Annotated in this window: 18 protein-coding genes and 1 pseudogene; 11 read left to right on the top strand and 8 right to left on the bottom strand. The window is 64.1% G+C overall.

Features of this window, described 5'->3' with window-relative positions; all coding sequences use genetic code 11:
• The first annotated feature begins 102 nt into the window (after nt 1-102).
• From NCS02_RS20960 to NCS02_RS20915, 10 genes are all read left to right on the top strand, one after another.
• Nucleotides 103-1,335 carry an urea ABC transporter substrate-binding protein gene (locus tag NCS02_RS20960; RefSeq protein ID WP_008348141.1) on the top strand — a complete coding sequence of 411 codons (1,233 nt, stop codon included), beginning with the start codon at nt 103-105 and terminating at the stop codon, nt 1,333-1,335.
• Between the two features lie 72 nt (nt 1,336-1,407).
• The gene (locus NCS02_RS20955) at nt 1,408-2,277 is read left to right on the top strand and encodes an ABC transporter permease subunit (protein ID WP_008348139.1); all 870 of its coding nucleotides are present in this window, start codon (nt 1,408-1,410) and stop codon (nt 2,275-2,277) included.
• An 8-nt stretch (nt 2,278-2,285) separates the two neighbouring features.
• On the top strand, nt 2,286-3,368 hold the full coding sequence (locus NCS02_RS20950; protein ID WP_250519959.1) for an ABC transporter permease subunit: 1,083 nt from the start codon (nt 2,286-2,288) through the stop codon (nt 3,366-3,368).
• Nucleotides 3,365-4,075, top strand: coding sequence for an ABC transporter ATP-binding protein (locus tag NCS02_RS20945; protein WP_008348134.1), 711 nt, complete (start codon nt 3,365-3,367; stop codon nt 4,073-4,075). The genes NCS02_RS20950 and NCS02_RS20945 overlap by 4 nt, the downstream gene beginning before the upstream one ends.
• Nucleotides 4,072-4,779, top strand: a complete 708-nt coding sequence (locus NCS02_RS20940; RefSeq protein ID WP_250503238.1) for an ABC transporter ATP-binding protein — start codon at nt 4,072-4,074, stop codon at nt 4,777-4,779. The genes NCS02_RS20945 and NCS02_RS20940 overlap by 4 nt, the downstream gene beginning before the upstream one ends.
• Nucleotides 4,780-4,791: 12 nt before the next feature.
• A complete protein-coding gene (locus NCS02_RS20935; RefSeq protein ID WP_008348131.1) occupies nt 4,792-5,778 on the top strand; it encodes an acetamidase/formamidase family protein in 987 nt (328 codons plus the stop codon).
• Between the two features lie 81 nt (nt 5,779-5,859).
• Entirely contained in the window at nt 5,860-7,014 is a 1,155-nt protein-coding gene (locus NCS02_RS20930; RefSeq protein ID WP_008348129.1) for a transporter substrate-binding domain-containing protein, read from the top strand.
• 1 nt (nt 7,015) lies between these two features.
• Nucleotides 7,016-7,666, top strand: coding sequence for an ANTAR domain-containing response regulator (locus NCS02_RS20925; protein ID WP_008348127.1), 651 nt, complete (start codon nt 7,016-7,018; stop codon nt 7,664-7,666).
• Nucleotides 7,667-7,712: 46 nt separating this feature from the next.
• On the top strand, nt 7,713-8,477 hold the full coding sequence (locus NCS02_RS20920; RefSeq protein WP_008348126.1) for an SDR family NAD(P)-dependent oxidoreductase: 765 nt from the start codon (nt 7,713-7,715) through the stop codon (nt 8,475-8,477).
• Nucleotides 8,478-8,506: 29 nt separating this feature from the next.
• Complete coding sequence (locus tag NCS02_RS20915) at nt 8,507-10,048, top strand: amidase (protein WP_250503237.1); 1,542 nt, start codon at nt 8,507-8,509, stop codon at nt 10,046-10,048.
• A 63-nt stretch (nt 10,049-10,111) separates the two neighbouring features.
• On the opposite strand, the gene NCS02_RS20910 is transcribed toward NCS02_RS20915, so the two are convergent.
• Nucleotides 10,112-10,984 carry a DMT family transporter gene (locus NCS02_RS20910; RefSeq protein WP_250503236.1) on the bottom strand — a complete coding sequence of 291 codons (873 nt, stop codon included), beginning with the start codon at nt 10,982-10,984 and terminating at the stop codon, nt 10,112-10,114.
• A 134-nt stretch (nt 10,985-11,118) separates the two neighbouring features.
• Here NCS02_RS20910 and NCS02_RS20905 point away from each other — a divergent pair, with 134 nt between their 5' ends.
• Nucleotides 11,119-11,970, top strand: coding sequence for a LysR family transcriptional regulator (locus NCS02_RS20905; RefSeq protein WP_250523279.1), 852 nt, complete (start codon nt 11,119-11,121; stop codon nt 11,968-11,970).
• A gap of 21 nt (nt 11,971-11,991) precedes the next feature.
• Here NCS02_RS20905 and oxlT read toward each other — a convergent pair whose 3' ends face one another.
• From oxlT to NCS02_RS20870, 7 genes and pseudogenes are all read right to left on the bottom strand, one after another.
• Nucleotides 11,992-13,272, bottom strand: coding sequence for an oxalate/formate MFS antiporter (gene oxlT, locus NCS02_RS20900; protein ID WP_175980912.1), 1,281 nt, complete (start codon nt 13,270-13,272; stop codon nt 11,992-11,994).
• A gap of 101 nt (nt 13,273-13,373) precedes the next feature.
• On the bottom strand, nt 13,374-14,993 hold the full coding sequence (locus NCS02_RS20895) for a gamma-glutamyltransferase family protein (RefSeq protein ID WP_250523278.1): 1,620 nt from the start codon (nt 14,991-14,993) through the stop codon (nt 13,374-13,376).
• 134 nt (nt 14,994-15,127) lie between these two features.
• Nucleotides 15,128-15,886 (bottom strand): GntR family transcriptional regulator, encoded by a 759-nt coding sequence (locus NCS02_RS20890; protein ID WP_250503233.1) that lies wholly within the window; start codon nt 15,884-15,886, stop codon nt 15,128-15,130.
• A 127-nt stretch (nt 15,887-16,013) separates the two neighbouring features.
• Nucleotides 16,014-16,469, bottom strand: coding sequence for a RidA family protein (locus NCS02_RS20885; RefSeq protein ID WP_008348110.1), 456 nt, complete (start codon nt 16,467-16,469; stop codon nt 16,014-16,016).
• A gap of 105 nt (nt 16,470-16,574) precedes the next feature.
• Complete coding sequence (locus NCS02_RS20880) at nt 16,575-17,705, bottom strand: SMP-30/gluconolactonase/LRE family protein (RefSeq protein WP_034470935.1); 1,131 nt, start codon at nt 17,703-17,705, stop codon at nt 16,575-16,577.
• A 43-nt stretch (nt 17,706-17,748) separates the two neighbouring features.
• A complete protein-coding gene (locus NCS02_RS20875; protein ID WP_250523277.1) occupies nt 17,749-18,921 on the bottom strand; it encodes a zinc-dependent alcohol dehydrogenase in 1,173 nt (390 codons plus the stop codon).
• Between the two features lie 11 nt (nt 18,922-18,932).
• Nucleotides 18,933-19,222: pseudogene (locus NCS02_RS20870) on the bottom strand (SRPBCC family protein); the annotation flags it as partial.

The following is a 19,222-nucleotide window of genomic DNA, read 5'->3' as shown; positions in this document are numbered from 1 at the left end:
GATCCGGCACAGAAGCCCCCTGACGAACCCGCGGTTCGTCAGGGGGCTTTTTTTTGTCCGCGTTTTTCCCCCTGTTCTAGCGCTCATTTCTGGAGAATCCGCATGTTGCTGAAGCCGTCGGGCTGGATGCGTCTCGCCCTTACCGCAGGACTTGCACTGACTTCGCTCGCATCGAGTGCCGCCGATCCCGTGAAGATCGGCCTGCTGGAAGATGCCTCGGGAAACTTCGCACTGGCGACCATTCCGAAGATTCACGCCACGCAACTCGCAGTCGATGAGATCAACGCGAAGGGCGGCATCCTCGGACGTCCGGTCTCGCTGATCGCCTACGACACGCAATCCGACAACACCAAGTTCCAGGAACTGGCACGGCGTCTCGTTCAGACGGACAAGCCCGATGTGATCTTCGGCGCATTCTCGAGCGCATCTCGCGAAGCGATTCGGCCGATCATGGACCGCGCGAAACAGCTTTACTGGTACGACAATCAGTACGAAGGCGGCGTGTGCGATACCAACACGTTCGTCACGGGCGCCGTGCCCGAACAGCAATTCTCGACGCTGATCCCGTGGATGATGCAGAAGTACGGCAAGAAGGTGTACACCATCGCCGCCGACTACAACTTCGGGCAGATTTCCGCCGAGTGGGTCCGCAACATCGTCAAGGAGAACGGCGGCACGATGGCCGGCGAGGAATTCATTCCGCTGTCGGTATCGCAGTTCGGACAGACGATCCAGAACATCCAGAAGGCGAAGCCCGACTTCGTGGTGACGTTGCTGGTCGGCGCGAATCAGGCGTCGTACTACGAGCAGCAGGCGTCGGCACATCTGAATCTGCCGATGGCGAGTTCGGTCAACGTCGGTCAGGCGTATGAGCACAAGCGCTTCAAACCGCCTGCGCTGAAGGACATGTACGTGACGGCGAACTACGTCGAAGAAGTCGATACGCCCGCCAGCAACGACTTCAAGAAGCGCTTCCACGCGAAGTTCCCGAACGAGCCGTACATCAATCAGGAGGCAGCGAACGCGTACGACGCCATCTATCTCTACAAGGCCGCCGTCGAAAAAGCCAAGACGACGAATCAGGACGCGGTGCGCAAGGCGCTCGAAAGCGGCATCTGCACGGAAGGCGCGCAGGGCAAGGTGTGCATGGACCCGAAGAGCCATCACGCGAGCCACACCATTTACCTCGTGCATGTGAAGGACGATCACTCGGTCGATATTCCGAAGGTCTGGGACGACGTCCAGCCGTACTGGCTCGGCAAGGTGGGCTGCGATCTGCCCAACAAGCCGGATCATCGCCAGTACACGCCGTCGAACCTGCCCAAGAAGTCCTGATCGTCCTGATCCGGGCCGGCGCGCGCGCCGCACACGACGGGCGCGCGCAGGTCTCTTGAACGTGGAGCATGCATGGCCACCTTTTCGGTTCTCTATTCGCTCGTCTATCAGTTCGGCGACAGCTTCGCCTATCTGGTGCTCGCGGCGCTCGGTCTCGCGGTCATCTTCGGCATGATGGGCGTCATCAATCTCGCGCATGGCGAGTTCATCATGTGCGGCGCCTACGTGACGATCATCGCGGCCAAGCGCGGCTTGCCGCTTCCTCTCGCCATGCTGCTCGGGGCGCTCGCGGCGGCGTTCGCGGGCGTGGTGATCGAGCGGCTCGTGATTCGCCACTTGTACGACCGCTTGTTCGATTCCGTCGTGGCGACGTGGGCAATCAGCCTCATCGTGCAGCAGACCATGCTGCTCGTCGCCGGACCTTCGATAGAAGGCATCGGCACGCCGTTCGGATCGTTCTCGCTCGGCGATTATTCGTTTTCGACGTACCGCGCCGTGCTGCCCGGCATCGCCCTGGCCATCCTGTTCGCGCTCTATCTGCTGTTCTTCAAGACGAACTACGGCGTCTGCGCCCGCGCGACGATCCAGAACGCCAGCATCGCGCAATGTCTCGGCCTGCGCACGGACCGTCTCTATACGCTGACGTTCGCGCTCGGCGCGGGACTCGCGGGCCTGACCGGCGCGCTCTATGCGCCGACCATGACCGCCGTGCCGACGATGGGCAGCAACTTCATCGTGCAGGCGTTCGTGTCGGTGGTCGTCGGCGGCGCGAACGTGATCGCGGGGACGACGCCCGCCGCGGCCGTGCTCGCCGTCATCCAGACCGCGCTCACGGCCTCGTATGGTCAGTTGTTCGGGCAGATCGGCTTGCTGGTGACGGTCATCGTCGTGATCCGGCTGATGCCGCAAGGTCTCGGCAACCTCTTTTCCCGCGCGCGCTAGGAGGCAATGTGAAGCAAACGAAAGAGCCTTCGCGGCTATCTCCCGCGAGCGCCACGACTCGCGCGGCGCACTACGTGCCCTGGCTCGTGGCGCTCACGCTGCCGCTCGTCGTGGATGCCACAACGAGCGGCAATCTCGCGTATTGCCTGTTGTGGGCGTTCGGCGCGGTCGGCCTCGCCGCAATGTGGGGCTATGGCGGCATCCTGTCCTTCGGGCAGACCGCCTTCTTCGGATTGGCGGGCTACAGCTACGGCATCTTCACGCTGAATTACGGCGATGCCTGGTTCGAATCGTGGCTCGGTCTCGGCGCGGGACTGGTGGTGAGCATCGTCGCGGCGGCGCTGATCGGCTACATGATCTTCTATGGCCGCATCAAGGGCGTGTTCATCGGCATCGTCACGTTGTCGGTGACGCTCGTGCTCGAAACGTTCATGTCGCAGACGGCCGGTCCGCAATGGGCGATCGGCGAAGCGCGCCTGAACGGCTACAACGGCATGGGCGGCATGCCGCCGCTCACGGTTCCCTGGCCGGGCGGACCGCTCACGCTGGAAAACGCGAGCTTCTACTACCTCGTGCTGATTCTGCTGATCGTCGTCTATGCCGCGATGCGCAAGCTGCTCGACGGCACGTTCGGCCTCACGCTCATCGCCATTCGCGAGAATCCGCAGCGCGCCGAGATGCTGGGCGTCGATATCCGCCGGCATCAGTTGCTCGTGTTCGTGCTCGGCTGCGCGCTCGGCGGATTGTCGGGCGCCCTGTACACGATCTGGGGCTCCTACATCACGCCCTCGACGATGGGCCTCACGTCCGCCGCCATGCCTGTGATCTGGGTGGCGACGTCGGGCAGAAAGAGCATCGGCGGGACCATTCTCGGCACGGCGCTCCTCGTGTGGCTTTCGCAGAATCTCGCGGTGTACGGCAGCCAGTACGCGCTGATCCTGCTCGGCGCGATCCTGTTGATCGTCGTGCTCGCGGCGCCGGAAGGTCTGCTGCCGTTCGTCGCGCGGCATCTGCGGCGTATGCAGGGCCGCGCGGGTCAGGATGCGCCTCGCGGCGGCGCATGTCTCAAACGGGAGGAGGGCAAGTCATGACCACGCTGCTGGAAACGCGCGGACTCAAGAAGCACTTCGGCGGCGCGCACGTCATCAACGGCATCGACTTCCGCATCGATGCAGGCGAGATTCGCTGCGTGATCGGGCCGAACGGCGCGGGCAAGAGCACGTTCTTCAAGCTCATCACGGGGGAGCACCGGCCGTCGGAAGGCAGCGTGATGTTTCTCGGCCAGGACATGAGTCATGTGCTGCCGCACGAACGCATTCGCATGGGCATGAGCATCAAGTTCCAGATTCCCGGCGTGTTCCCGGACCTGAGCGTGCGTCAGCACTTGCAACTGTCGCTGCATCGCGCGAAGGACGATCGCCCCGAAAGCCTCGATGAACTCTTGCAGCGCTTCATGCTGGAAAACGAGGAACATGTGCTCGCGCGCAATCTGTCGCACGGCAAGAAGCAATGGCTCGAAATCGCGATGGCCGTATCGCTGCGTCCGAAGCTGCTCTTTCTCGATGAACCCGTCGCCGGCATGTCCGTCGAGGAAACCCATGCGACCGGCGAGCTCATCAAGCGTCTGTCGGCTGCGGGTCTCACGATGATGGTGGTCGAGCACGACATGACCTTCGTCAAGCAGATCGCGTCGCGCGTGACGGTGTTGCACGGAGGAAGCCTGCTCGCCGATGGCCCGCTCGACGAGATCCTCGCACGCGACGATGTCGCGGAAGTCTATCTGGGGAAGAAGAAATGAGCGCGTTGCTTCAAGTGTCGGGCGTGGAAGCGGGATACGGCGGCGGACGCGTGCTCAACGGCGTGTCGTTGAGCGTCGGGGCGGGCGAAGTGCTGGCGCTCATCGGGCGCAACGGCGTCGGCAAGACGACGCTGATGCGCGCGTTGATCGGGCTGATCGATCTCGATGCGGGGAGCATCGAACTCGATGGCGAATCCATCGGCCACGAAAAGCCGTATGTTCGCGCGCAGAAGGGCATGGGCTACGTGCCGCAAGGCCGCGAGATTTTCGGCGCGTTGACTGTCGCGGAAAACATGCAGGTCGGCGCGCAGGCGAATCGCGCGCAGGCGGCGCAGATGAAGGACAAGGTGGTCGGCTATTTTCCGATTCTGAAGAAGCGCTACCAGCAGAAGGCCGGAACCATGAGCGGCGGCGAACAGCAGCAGCTCGCGATCGCGCGGGCGCTCATCAGTTCGCCGAAAGTGGTATTGCTCGATGAGCCGTCCGAAGGCATCCAGCCATCGATCGTCGATCTGATCGGCGAGACGCTTCAGCAGATCGCGCGTGAAACGGGCATCGGCGTGGTGCTGGTCGAGCAGGACATGGGGATGGTCGAACGCATCGCGACGCGCTGCTGCGTGATGGACAAGGGCCGCATCGTCGAGACGCTGAGCCCCGCGCAGCTCGCGGACGAACAACTGATTCGCCAGTATCTGGCACTGTGACGGAGACGAAACATGAAATGGCTTGAAGACTCGATCATGATGAAGCGTGGCGTCGGCGCCGATCGCGAGCCGGTGGAGCACCATCTGACCGAGGAAATGCAGAAGACGTATCACTACACGATCGGCCCGTACTCGCAGCCGGTCTTGCATGTGAAGCCCGGCGATCGCGTCGTCGTGGAAACGCGCGACGCGTTCGAAGGCAAGATCAGGGAGGAGACGGACAAGCCGTCGCAAGTGCTGCAGGTGCCGTTCCTCAATCCGCAGAACGGGCCGATCATGATCGAGGGCGCGGAGAAGGGCGATGTGGTCGCCGTCTACATCGAAAAGATGGCGCCGCGCGGCGACGATCCGCACGGCTTCTGCTGCATGATCCCGAACTTCGGCGGATTGACGGGCACGGACTACACCGCGCTCCTGAACGAGCCGCTGCCCGAAGTGGTGCGCAAGATCAAGATCGACGAAGAAAACGTGTACTGGAGCAAACGCAACACGCTGCCGTACAAGCCGCATATCGGCACGCTGAGTCTTTCACCCGAAATCGATTCGATCAATTCGCTCACCCCCGACAATCACGGCGGCAACATGGACGTGCCCGACATGGGGCCGGGCAGCATCACGTACTTGCCGGTGCGCTCGCCGGGCGGACGGCTGTTCATCGGCGATGCACACGCCTGTCAGGGCGACGGCGAAGTCTGCGGCACGGCTGTCGAATATCAGAGCACGACGACCGTGCGCGTCGATCTCATCAAGAAGTGGCAGATCGACTGGCCGCGCCTCGAAAACGAAGATGCGCTGATGAGCATCGGCAGCGCGCGGCCGCTGGAAGACGCGACGCGCATCGCGTACCGTGAACTCGTGCTGTGGATGGCCGCGGAGTACGGCTTCGACAAGTGGGACGCGTACATGATGCTGAGTCAGGTCGGCAAGGTTCGACTGGGCAATTTTGTCGATCCAAAATATACCGTTGGCGCAATGGTCGCCAAGCACTACCTCAAATAACGCGTCAGTCAGACGAATCCAGAGCAGTTGGTATCACGCGCGGGGCCGCCGTTCCGCGCGCATTCGAGAGCGTGTCACGAAATGGCTTTGTCCGATCCCATCCGAGTGGGCCTGTTGTGCTCGACGAGCGGCTCGACCGCGTTGCTCGAGCAGTCTCAATGGCGTGGTGCGCGCCTCGCCGTCGAAGAGATCAATGCGCGCGGCGGCATAGGCGGGCGCGAGCTCGTCGCCGTCCACTACGATCCCGCGTCCGATCCGGCTGCGTTCCGCGAGCTTGCGGAGCGTCTGATCGTGAAGGACGGCGTCAATACGATTTTCGGCGGATACACATCGACGAGCCGCAAGGCGATGCTGCCCGTCGTCGAAAAGCACAACCGTCTGCTGATTTACGCGCAGATGTACGAGGGCTTCGAGTATTCGGACAACATCATCTACAGCGGCGCGTCGCCCAATCAGAACGGCGTGCAACTCGCGGACTTCATGACGGAGACGTTCGGCGCGCGCGTGTATTTCGTCGGTTCGAGCTATGTCTATCCGTACGAATGCAACCGCACCATGCAGGAGCTGCTGCTTCAGCATCCGGAAGGCGCGATCCTCGGCGAACGCTATCTTTCGCTCGACGCCACGCGCGAGCAGTTCGAACAGGTCGTCGCGGACATCCGGCGCAAGTCGCCGGACTGGATCTTCAGCACGGTCATCGGCGCGACCGTGCCGTATCTCTACGATGCCTACGCGCACGCGGACTTCGATCCGTCGCGCATGCCGATCGGCAGCCTGAACACATCGGAGACGGAAATCCACGCGATGCAGCGTGGCATCGCGGCGGGGCACATCACGGCGGCGCCGTATTTTCAGAGCATCGACACGGAAGAGAATCATCGCGCGGTGGCGCATCATCAGTCGCGCTACGGCTCCGATACCCCGACCGACATGAACTGGGAGGCCGCGTACTATCAGATGCACATGTTCGCCGAAGCCTACGCGCGCTCGGGCTCCGACGAGATCGGCGCGATCATGCCGCATCTGCTCGGCTCGGAATACGCTGCGCCGCAAGGCCGCGTGCGTATCGATCCGGTCAATCATCACATGGCGCTCTATCCGCGCATCGGCCGCGCGAATGCCGACGGCCAGTTCACGATCCTGCGCGAGTCCAAGTTCGCCGTCGGCCCCGATCCGTACATGACGCGTCAGACGCTCGGGGACTGGGTCACGAAGCTGAGCACGCGAGAGTACTGACGTGAGCGCGCGAACAGACAGAGGCCAGCGAAGCCTGACGGGTTCGATTCTCGAGCGCAATGCGCGCGTCGTCGTGTTTCATCCCGATGACGATGACGGACTGACGCTCACGAATCATCTGAGGCGCATGGGCTTTCAGGTGGAGCGATGCTGGCCGCCCACGGACACGCTGCCCGAGAAGACCGATCTGGTGTTTCGCGCGTTGCTGCCCGAAGAGCGTGCGCCGAAGGGCGAGTGGAGCGGTCCGGATGCGCCGCCCGTCATCTGCGTGGTGGCGTATGAGAACCCGACGTTCATCGATCAGGCCATCAAGCTGGGATCGGACGGCATCGTCACGACGCCCATTCGCGCCTCCGGTCTCTTGTCCACCGTGGTGATGGCGCTCTATCACGCGAGGCGCGCGCGTCAGCATACGCAACGCATCGCGAGGCTCGAACAGAAGCTGCTCGACAGCCGGCATCTGCAGGAAGCCAAGAACATTTTGATGATCATGCATCGCGTGAGCGAGCGCGAAGCGTACGACATGTTGCGCGCGCAGGCGATGGAAAAGCGCGTGACCATCGACGATATCTGCCACTCCGTCATTCAGGCGGGCGAAGTCCTGCAGATCGCGCGCGGACTTTCAACGGAGGACGGGCGCGACCGGGAGTGAGCGCGTCGTGCCGCCATTTTCATCGACGTACAAAGGAGCGACGAACATGGACCTGCAACTGAAGGGCTTGAAGGCGATCGTCACCGGCGGAACCAAGGGCATCGGTCTCGCGATTGCGCGGACGCTGGCTGCCGAGGGCGCCGACGTGGCCATTTGCGCACGCGACGCGGCCAGCGTCGCGGCGACTGCGAGCGCGCTGTCCGAACTGAGCGGCGCTCGGGCATCGGGCGCGGCCGTCGATGTGTCGGATGGCGCGGCGCTCAAGGCCTGGGTCGAGCGCGTGGGTGCCGAGTGGGGCGGGCTCGATATCCTCGTGGCCAACGTGAGCGCGCTTGCTATCGGCAACGACATCGAATCGTGGCGCAAGGAGTTCGAGACCGATCTGCTCGGCACGGTCAATCTCGTCGATGCCGCCATGCCGTATCTCACCGCGAGCAAGGCTGCTTCGATCGTCGCGATTTCGAGCGTATCGGGACGCGAGATCGACTTCGCTGCGGGACCTTATGGCGTCTTCAAGGCCGCGCTCGTGCATTACATGCAGGGGCTCGCGAATCAACTCGCATCGAAGGGAATTCGCGCGAACACGGTTTCGCCGGGCAACGTGTACTTCGAAGGCGGCGTGTGGGACTGGATCGAGCACAACGATCCGGCGCTGTTCGAACGCGCGCTGGCGCTCAATCCGACCGGCCGCATGGGCAAGCCGCAGGAGATCGCGAATGCGGTGGCGTTCGTTGCGAGTCCGGCGGCGAGCTTCGTGAGCGGCGCGAACATCGTCGTCGATGGTGCGCTTACGCGCGGCGTTCAACTCTGACAAACCGGGCAACTCAACGGGGGCATCGAATGGAAACACGCAGTGCGATCGACATCGATCTCGTCAACCTCACGGTCGAGAGCGTGCAGGACGGATTCAAGCGCGGCAAGTTCACGGCCGAGCAACTGGCGCGGGCCTGCTTCGACTGGATCGAGCGCCATAACGGCACCTATAACGCGCTGATCTTTCTGAATCCGGCGGCGCTCGACGATGCCCGCAGCATCGACGAACGGCGCGCGGCCGGTGAAGCATTGGGGCCGCTCGCGGGCGTGCCGGTCGTCATCAAGGACCCGATGGACATGGTCGGCTTCCCGACCACCGCGGGATGGTCGAAGCTGTACAGCAAGACGGGCGGCGTCGATCTGATGCCCGAGCGCGATGCGCCGGTCGTCGCGCGCATGCGTCGTGCGGGCGCGATTCTGCTCGGCAAGACGAACGTGCCGATCCTGAGCCACACCGGCTCGCACGCCAACGATAGCTGGGCGGGCCCCACGATCAATGTCCTAATGCGCGACCGCGTACCGGGCGGCAGCAGCGCGGGCACGGCGTCGGCGGTGGCATCGGGCATGGCGGTGCTGGGGCTCGCCGAGGAAACCGGCGGATCGATCCAGAATCCCGCATCGGCGCAGGATCTCGTGGGCATCAAACCGACCATCGGTCTGGTGCCGAATGCGGGCGTGGTGCCGTTGTCGGGCAACCGCGATGTCGTCGGGCCGATCGCGCGCAACGTGAGAGACGCCGCGCTGTGTCTCGACGTGCTCGCCGGCTACACGAGCGAAGACCCGAAGACGCTCGCGAGCGTGGGCCGGCAACCGGAAGGCGGCTATGCGGCCGCGCTGGACGGCAACGCGCTGCGGGGCAAACGCATCGGGCTCTACGGTCCCGGGTGGCGCAATCAGCCGCTTTCCGACGAAGCCGCCGCGTTGTACGAGCGCGCGAAGGGCGAACTGGTATCGCTCGGCGCGACGCTGATCGACGATCCGTTTCAAGGCTCGGGCTTCGCCGATTTGCGCAAGACGACGGCGCCGCTGGCCAATTTCGATGCGCGCGGTCTCGAATCCATTCCCTACGATGTCGAGAAGTATCTCGAACGGCTCGGCAAGGGCGCGGCGCTGAACACCTTCGCGGAGTTCGCGCAGGCCACGCAGGACGAAGACGCATTCGGTCCGGACGGCGTGTTGAACTTCATGCATAACCTGGCGGATTTCAAGGCCGCGCTGGCGAATCCGTCGCTGCCGCCGGAGATGCCCGAATTCGTCGCACTGAAGGCGCGCTATCTGCGTATCTTCGACAAGGTGTTCGACGAGCAACGACTCGATGCCCTCGTCTTCCCGCAGATGCGTTGCGAGCTTCCGCCGCTACACGGCAAGGACACCATTCAGGAAACGACCGTGGGCGAGATCAATATCGCGGGTCTGCCGGGCGTCGCGGTGCCGGCGGGTTATTACGCGTCGGGCTCGCCGTTCGGCCTCATCTTCGTGGGGCGCCAGTGGGACGAAGGCGCCTTGCTCGCGTTGGCCTATGCGTATGAGCAAGGCGCGGGCAAGCGGAAGGCGCCTGTGCTCGCCTGACGCGGGTTGCACGCGCGTGCGTCGAATGGCTCGCCTTTGCGGGCGGGCCGCACGAATCCCGCGCTAGCCGCCATCGGCGCTGCTGCGATTGACGACAAGAAGTATTCCCGCGCCGGATATCACCGTGCCGAGAGCCATCAGCCACGATAGCGGCTCGCGAAACATCGCCCATGCCCAGATCAGCGTGACGGGCGGGCTGAGGAACAGAACGCTCGTCACGCGAGCAGACGATGTCCGCCGCAGACACGCCCAGTAAAGACCGCATCCGCCGAGCGTCGCGAAGATGACGCTCCACGCGACGCTCGCCGCGAAACCGGCGGACAGCATCGGTGCAATGCGGCCTTGAGATGCTTGCAACGCGAGAAAGATCGGGCACGACACCAAGCTCTGCAGCCAGAGCATGCCGAGCGGACTCAGGGTGCCGCAGTGCGAAGAACGTTGCTGCCAGACGGTGCCCGCCGCGAGCGATAGCATCCCCGCGACCGGCAGTCCATAGGCCCATGCGGGCGCGCTGCCGAGAGAAAGGGCATCGCGACAGACGATCAGCGTCCCGGCAAGACCGAGCCCTAATCCGGCCCACACGACAGCCGGGCTGCGCTGGCGAAAGAGACACGTGGTAATCAGCACCACGCCGACAGGCAACAAGTCCGCGATGAGGGCCGCGAGACCGGCGGGCACGCCAAGCTGCACGCCACCCGCGACGCCCGCAAGATAGCCGGCCATCGCCAATGCGCCGATGCATGATTGCCGGATCAGAACAGACTTGGGCGCATGCCGCATCTCCCGCGCCACAAACGGAAACAAGCCGATGGACAGCGCGATGAACCGCCACAACGTCACCAGGTAGACCGGCGCATAGTCCGCCGAGAACCGCATTCCGATGAAGCCCGAACTCCAGGTGAGCACCATTGCCGCTTCGAGAAAAGGCAGCGGCATGGGGCTCCGTCCCGGCACGGGCTGGTCTGTGTATGTTCTCGCCATGCACCCACACTAGCGCGCCGCCGTGGATTCGAAAATCAAAATATACTGATCCGGTCGTTCAACAACGCTAAACCACCCGGGATCACACGATGAGCACAGTGCTAGACATCGAACTGCTGCGGACCTTTCACGCGATAGCGCGGCTGGGGCGCTTCCGGGCGGCGGCCGAGCACGTCAAGCGAAGTCCGGCGGCGGTGAGCCTTCACATTCAGCGTCTGGAAGCCGCTGCGGGCGGCAGATTGCTGGAGCGGGACAATCAGTCGGTCACGCTGACCGTGTTGGGCAAACGGTTGCTGGCGAGCACGGGCGAGTTGCTGGCGGCTCACGACCGGATAATCGACGAGATCAAGGGCAAACGGCTGGCGGGCCGCGTCGTGCTCGGCATCCCCGACGAATACGCTGCTCATGTGATTCATGACATCCTGCCGGACTTCGCGACGAGTTGGCCCGACGTGGTGCTCGAAGTGAAGACCGCGCCGAGCTTCAAGCTGCGGGATCAGATCGCGCGCGGCAAGCTCGACTTGGCGATCTTCGTTCAGCCCGCGCACCGAAGCAGATCGGCGAACGTACTGCCGCTGACGACGCCCGTCTGGGTCGGCAGTCCGACGTTCGCGCTCGACGAGTCACGTCCGGTTCCATTGGCGCTGTACGCCGAGCCGTGTCCCTATCGTTTGGCGATGACAGACGCACTGGAAGCCGCGGGGCGCAAGTGGCGAGTCGTCCTCGACAGCGCATCGACGCAGGTCATCAAGGCGTGCGTCGAATCAGGGCTCGCGGTGACGCTGCTCGACCGGGCAAGAGTCACCGCGGACATGCGCGTGATCGACGGTCTTGCGCATGTAGCCGATCACGAGGTGGTGTTGATGCGCGGTGACACCGGACGCGCAACCGAGGCCATCGATCTGCTCGCAACGGCGCTGCGGCAGCAGTTCCGGCTTTAGCGCCGCGCGCGATTCGAGCATTCAAGCGCCGGCTCTTTGGAGAAACTTCGCCCGCATCGGCTTCAGCACGAACATCGCGAGCACGGCCGTCACGATGTCGAGCGTGATCCCGACGCTGAACACCGGCACCCAGCTTCCCGCGTGCTGATGCAAGAGCGCCGCGAGCGGACCGCCGAAGATCGAACCGATGCCCTGCGAGATATACAGCCAGCCATAGTTTTCGGTGGCGTGGCGCGTGCCGAAGGTATCCGTCAAGGTGGACGGGAAGAGCGAGAAGATTTCGCCCCAACCGAAGAAGACGACGCCCGAGAGCAGCACGAACAAGACGGCGTTGTCACGCGTCAGGAGCCACAGCGCCATCGCCACGCCTTCGAGCGCGAAGGCGAAGAACATCGTGTTTTCACGGCCGAATTTGTCGGAGACCCAGCCGAACAGCGGGCGCGTGAGTCCGTTGGTGAAGCGGTCGATGGTCAGCGCGAGCGGCAGCGCGGCCATGCCGAACACGACGACCTTCGTGATGCCGAAGTCCGCCGCGAAGGTCGCCATCTGCGATGTGACCATGAGGCCCGAGGTGGACATCATCGTCATCATGGCGAACATGAGCCAGAAGAGCGGCGACTTCATCATTTGCGAAGGACGCAGATTCGGCACGTTCGATACCGCCACCGCCGATGCCTTCGCCGGCGCTTCGTCACGCGGCACGCGCAAGCCTTGCGATGCGACGAAGCCCACGACCGCGAACGCGATGCCGTAGATCCACAGCGTCGCATCGAGACCGCGCGCCGCCAGCGATGCCGAGATCGGGAACGTCGTCACGATTGCGCCCATGCCGTAGCCCGCGGCCACCGCGCCCGCCGCGAAGCCGCGCCGGTCGGGGAACCAGCGCACCATCAGCCCGACCACGCCGACATACACGATGCCCGTGCCGAGCCCGCCCACGAGACCGTAGGTGAGATACAGCATCGATGTGCTCGCGGCCATCGACGAGAGCACCCAGCTCAGGCCCGACATGACGGTGCCGAGCGAAATCAGCAGGCGCGGACCGAAGCGGTCGATCAGCTTGCCCTGAAACGGCGAGAAGAACGTCTGCAGGATGATGAGCAGCGAGAACGTGACCTGCAACTCGGGCAGCGGCACGCCGAGCTTCGCCGACAGCGGTTTGGTCAGCAGCGTCCACACGTATTGCGGGCTGGAAATCGACATCATGCAGAGCAGGCCGAGACCGAGTTGCAGCCAGCGGTTGTGAGCGGCGATCGCGGGCGCGGCCGCATCGTCGTGCAGTGTCTGGATGCGTGTGTTCATAGGCGTTCCCCGGTTGATGTGCGGATAAAAAAGGATGAGTCGTGCCCTCCGGTTCGACGAGCGCGGAACCGGATCACTTCGAAGCAAGAGCGTGTTGAGCGTTACCAGCCGGCGGCTGAACCGTCGCTGCGTGGATCGTGACCGGCTTCGAATAATCCATCGGGATACCGAACGATTGCGCCGGCGTGCCCCATCGCTTCGTCGTAGGCGGCGAGCACTTCGACGTCGTGACCGAGCGCGCGCAATGCGTCGATGGTCTCGTCGGGAAAGCGCGCTTCCAGCTTGAGCGAGTCGGTCGACTGGCCCCACGTGCGGCCAAGCAGCCAGCGCGGCGCATCGATCGCGGCCTGCGGATTCCAGCCGAATCGCGCGATGCGCGAGAACACCGCACTCTGCGATTGCGGCTGGCCGTCGCCGCCCATGTTGCCGTAGACCATCGTGCGGCCATCGGCGAAACGGGCGAGCGCGGGATTGAGCGTGTGGAACGGACGGCGGCCCGGCATCAGCGGATTGAGCGACGACGGATCGAGCGAAAAGCTGCAACCCCGGTTCTGCCAGTTGATGCCCGACTGCGGCAGGACGATGCCGCTGCCGAACTCGTGATAAATGCTCTGGATGAAGCTGACGGCAACGCCATCGCCATCGATGACGCCCATCCAGACCGTATCGCCGGGACCGCGGCCACGGCCCCAGAGCGCGGCGCGCGACATCGACACTTGCCGGGCCATCGCATCGAGCGCGGCGGGATCGAGTTGCGTGACGGCATCGATGCGCATGTGGTCCGGATCGGTCACGTGTTCGTCGCGCACCTTGAAGGCGAGCTTCGTCGCTTCGACGCATGCATGGACGAACTCGGGGCCGAGCGGGTCCATGTCGTCGGTCAGCACGCGGTCCAGCACGCCGAGAATCAGCAGCGACACGAGACCTTGCGTCGGCGGCGGCATGTTGTAGGCGGTGCCCAGCGTATGCGTGAGCGCGAGCGGCGTACGTTCGCGAGCCGTGTGCCGTTCGAGATCGGCGAGGGCGATGAGCGTTTCCAGCGACGACAGGTCGTGCGCGATGCTGCGCGCCAGATCGCCGCGATAGAAGTCGTCGAGACCGGCATCGGCGAGCTGTTGCAGCGTTGCGGCGAGACGCGCGTTGACGAAGCGCTCGCCGGTGCGCGGCACGCGGGCATCGGGCATGAAGGTTTGCGCGAAGCCCGGCACGTTTCCGAGTTCGCCGCACTTGCCCGCCATGCAGTCGGACTGACTGCGCGTGACGGGAATGCCCGCCTTCGCATAATGAATCGCGTCTTCCAGCAGACGCGCAACGGGTAGGCGTCCGCCGAGCGTGTTCTTCGAGAAGCGCTGCGCGAAGTCCCAACCGGAGACGGTGCCCGCGACGGTGTTGGCCGCGAGCGGGCCGCGTGCAGGAATGGCGTCGAGGCCCAGCGCGCGATACGTGCCGATGTCGGCGCGCATCGCTGCCGCACCGCACGCCTCGATGCCGATCGGCGCGTGACCCGGACGCGAGATCAGCCAGAAGCCGTCTCCGCCGATGCTGTTCATGTGCGGATAAACCACCGCGACGGTGGCGGCGGCCGCGATCATCGCTTCGACGGCGTTGCCGCCTTCTCGAAGGACGGCGAGCGCACTTTGCGATGGAAGCGCATGCGGCGCCACGGCCATGCCGCGCGAGCCGCGTGTGGGATTGAGTGCAGCAGAGACTTCCAGAGACATCGACGTTTCCTTGTATACAACGAAATCGTCAATGCGAGTTCCGTGCCAGGCGTCCGTGAAAACCCTATGGAGCCTTGCTGGCTATTCCTTGCAGCGTGGTTTGCCGCATGTTTGAAGGAAGTGCGGCGATGCCGTCAGATGGTGCGCCGCGGTCGCGCCGGTGCGTGCGCGACGCTCGAACGCCCCGCTTCGGTGCGGGCGGCGAGCAGGCGCTGCATCGTGAGGCCGCTCACGCTTGCCTGGCTGCCGCTGATATGACGCGACACCAGTTCGACGCTCGATGCGCTGTCGCCGCGACGAATGGCATCGAGAATGGCGGCATGCTCTTCATACGTCTCCGCGATGAGATCGCCCTTCACGAGATCGAGCCGGCGCACCACGCGGATACGGTCGGTGACGCGCTGCATCGTCGCGGTGAGTTCATCGTTGCCCGCGGCCGCTACCAGCGCGTGATGCAGCGATTCGTCCAGTTCGACGAGCTTTCGTCCATCGACGACCCGGCGCGCACGGCCAACGCGCCAGATGCGATCGAGCGCATCGAGCAGCAAGTGAAGATCGGCTTGCGGCGTTTCGCCATTGCAGAGCTTGCGCACGGCGAAGACCTCGATCATCTGACGCATCTCGTAGAGGTCGTCGAAACGCTTGTTGTCGATGGGCACCACTTCCCAGCCGCCGCGCACATAGCCTTGCATCAGGCCATCGCTTTGCAGGCGTTGCAGCGCTTCGCGTGCAGGCGTACGCGATACGCCGAAGCGTTCCGCAATGGCGCCTTCCGTCAGCCGGTCGCCGGGCAGGATCCGCATGTCGAAGATTTCCTCGCGCAGCGTGTAATAAACATGATCCGCGCGGGACAGCGCGGCGTCGTGCGCGTTGACAAGGCTTGCGTCGGCCATAACGGTGAGCGGGGTAGCGTGCATGGACGGGAAGCTTATCAAAGGGCTGCGCGTCGCCAGAATTGCCGGACGGCAAAAATCGCTTTGTGGATAAATGGCGCGTTCGCCAGCGAAGCTGCCACGCGATTTATCGCTTCAATTCGAAGATGCTGTCGATCTCGACCGGGATGCCCATCGGCAACGTATGCACGCCGAGCGCGCTTCGAGCGGGAAGCCTGTCTTGTCCGAACAATGTCAGCAAGAGGTCGCTGGCGCCGTTGGCCACTTGCGGATGTTGCGTGAACGACTGTTCGGCGCGCACGTAGACCGTCAGCCGGCTGCATCGCTCGATGTTGTCCAGACCGCAGGCTTGATCGACGCAAGCCAGGATCATCAGCATCGTCAGATGCGCCGCGTGGCGCGCCGTTTCGACAGACATGTCGCCGCCGACCATTCCGACGATTGGCTTGCCGTTTTCGAAAGGCCCGAGACCGGAAACATAGACCTGACTGCCCGCAATCGACACCGTTCGATAGGAGCCGAGCGGCGCGATGGGCGCCGGCAGTTCGATCCCCGCTTGTGCAAGGCGTTCGGATACGTTCATGTTCGGCTCACCGTGATGTGATCAAAACACTAGCGTAACCCGGTCAATATCCTCGGCTATCGCGATCGCGATTTGTATTTCCAGAAGAGCGGCCCGTCCTGCGCGTCACTGCTTCGCTCCGATCCCCTCGATGCGCCACAACTGCGTCTCGAGGCGGGGGCCTGTCTCGGGCTTGAACCAGCTCATGTCCTGGATGTGGGAACTCGTAACGTAGAGGGTCCCGTCGGGGCCCTCGGAGAACGTATCGGGCCAGCGCAGCCGCTTGTCCTGCACGAGGGTCGTGATGCGATCCCCGTCACGGACTCTGACTGCGTCCTGCTCGATCGCGCTCAGATAAAGCCGCCCGCGCTCATCGATCCAAAGACCGTCGGTCGGCTCCGTCTCGGCGACACGCTCCACGCGCGCTTCGAGGTCCTTCTCCGACAGACGCGGGTTCTGCAATGCGTTTGTCGCGATGCGATAGAGCGTGCGACCGGTCAGTGCTTTCCAGTAGAGCGTGCGCCCATCGCGCGAAAGCGCGAGGCTGTCGGCGGCGAATTCGACTCCGCGTCCGTCGGGTCGGCGTAGCGGCTGCCCGTCGATCCTGACGACCACGTCCTTTTCCGGCTGCGTGCTCGGATGGCCGCCGAGCACGCGCCTGGCCTTGCCGGTCTGCAGATCCACGACCACGAGCGCTCCCTTGGCCCCGGCATCGGTCAGATAGGCATAGTGACCATCCGGCGAAAACCGCACATCGTTCAGATAGCTTCCCTGAGGCGCGACGCTCTCGTCGAAGCGGATCACCTGCGCGACCTGGTTCGCCTTGAGGTCGATCTTGACGAGCTTGGGTCCGCCCGGCACGAGCGATGCCGTGGCTGGCGCGGCCGGATCGACGACCCAAAGATTGCCGTGTGCATCGGTCACGACGCTCTGGACGCACACGAAATGATCTCCGGCGGACATCTGGTTCTTCTTCTCGTTGCGCCATGCATTCCACTCGTCGTCCGGGTAGGGTTTGATCTGGCCGTCGCGCGTCACTTCTGCAACCGAGACCGGCGCATCTTCTGTCCAGCGCGGAAAATTGACGAAGATGCGCCCATCCTTCGAAACGGTCACGCCCGTAACCTGGTGCTCGAATTTTGCGACCTGTTGCAGTTGTGGCGTATCGGATGTAGGCCCCGCGTGCTGCTGTGCGATGGATGCATTGGCGAGAAGCGTCATCGCCACGATGGCGGACGCGGCTGCGATTCGGATCATGGTCGTTTCCTTTGCATGGCGGCACTCGGGATGCGCGGCGAATTCAAGGCGCGAACACGGCGCGGACGCAGCCGTCGGTCTTGCGCTTGAACATGTCGTAGCCGCGTGGCCCGTCCTCCAGCGAGAAGCGGTGAGTGGCGAGGTAAGCAGGGTTCAGCTCGCCTTTCTGCGCGTGCGAGAGCAGCCGATCCATATAGGCTTGCCCGTGCTGCTGCGCGCTGCGCACCGTCATGCCCTTGTTCATGATGGCGCCCATCGGGAACTTGTCGATCAGCCCGTAGACGCCGAGCACCGACAGCGTGCCGCCTTTGCGGCAGGCCATCACGGCCTCGCGCAGCGCCTGGCCGCGGTCCGTCTCCAGGCGCAGCGCCTGTTTGACGCGGTCATACGCGTATTGCGGCCCGGTGCCGTGCGCTTCCATTCCTACCGCGTCGATGCACGCGTCGGGGCCGCGCCCGCCGGTCATCTCCATGAGCGTTTCGAGGACGCTGTCGACCGCCGTATAGTCGATCGTCTCGGAGCCGGCGTGCTCGCGCGCCATCTGCAAGCGCTCGGGAAAGCGGTCGATCGCGATGACGCGCTCCGCGCCCATCAGACGCGCGCTTTGCTGCGCCATCAGCCCTACGCCGCCGCAGCCCCAGACCGCGACCGTGTCGCCCGGCTGGATGTTGCAGAAGTCGGCGCCCATGTAGCCGGTCGGCGCCGCATCGGAGAGGAACAGCGCCGTATCGTCCGCGACGCCGTCAGGGACTTTGAAGCAGTCGTTGTCGGCAAACGGTACGCGCACGTATTGCGCGTGCGCGCCCGCATAGCCGCCGAACGCGTGCGTGTAGCCGTAGATGCCTGCGGTCGTATGTCCGCCCAGAAGCGGTGCCTGTAGCTCGGGCTTGGGATGCGTGTTGTCGCACAACGAGTAGAGGGAGTGCTGGCAATACCAGCATTGCCCGCAAACGATGAATGAAGGAACCACGACGCGGTCGCCCTTTGCGAGGCGCTTCACCTCGGGGCCGATCTCCTCGATCACGCCCATGAACTCGTGGCCGATGACATCGCCCGACTTCATCGTCGGGATGTAGCCGTCGATGAAGTGAAGATCCGAGCCGCAAGTCGTCGACAGACTGACGCGCAGGATCGCGTCGCGGGGATTGATGATCTCCGGGTCTTTCACAGTCCCGACGCGCAGGTCGTTTACCCCGTTCCAGTACAGTGCTCGCATGCTCACTCTCCTTAACGCGTGGTTGCGCGAGCAGCGGGCTGCCGCTCAGTGGTGGGAATCTCGCCGGTCTCGACGAGGCTCTTGAAGCGCCGCAGCGCGTTGTCCGCGACCAGATTCAGCGGCGTGGTCCCGAGAAGTTGCAGCAGGCCTTCACCGAGCGCGCCGCCGGGCGGGTCGAACCGGACGTGCAGCGTCGCCACGGTGCCGCGGTCGTTCGGGGCGGGGTCGAAGCGGACGGATCCCTCGTTCGGAATGGCGGCGCCAGGCAGCGAGCGCCAGCCGACGCCTCCGCCGGGGCCGT

The organism is Caballeronia sp. NCF2 (genome assembly GCF_023631205.1).
Lineage (GTDB): Bacteria > Pseudomonadota > Gammaproteobacteria > Burkholderiales > Burkholderiaceae > Caballeronia > Caballeronia zhejiangensis.
This window is presented reverse-complemented; position numbering and strand designations above follow the sequence as displayed.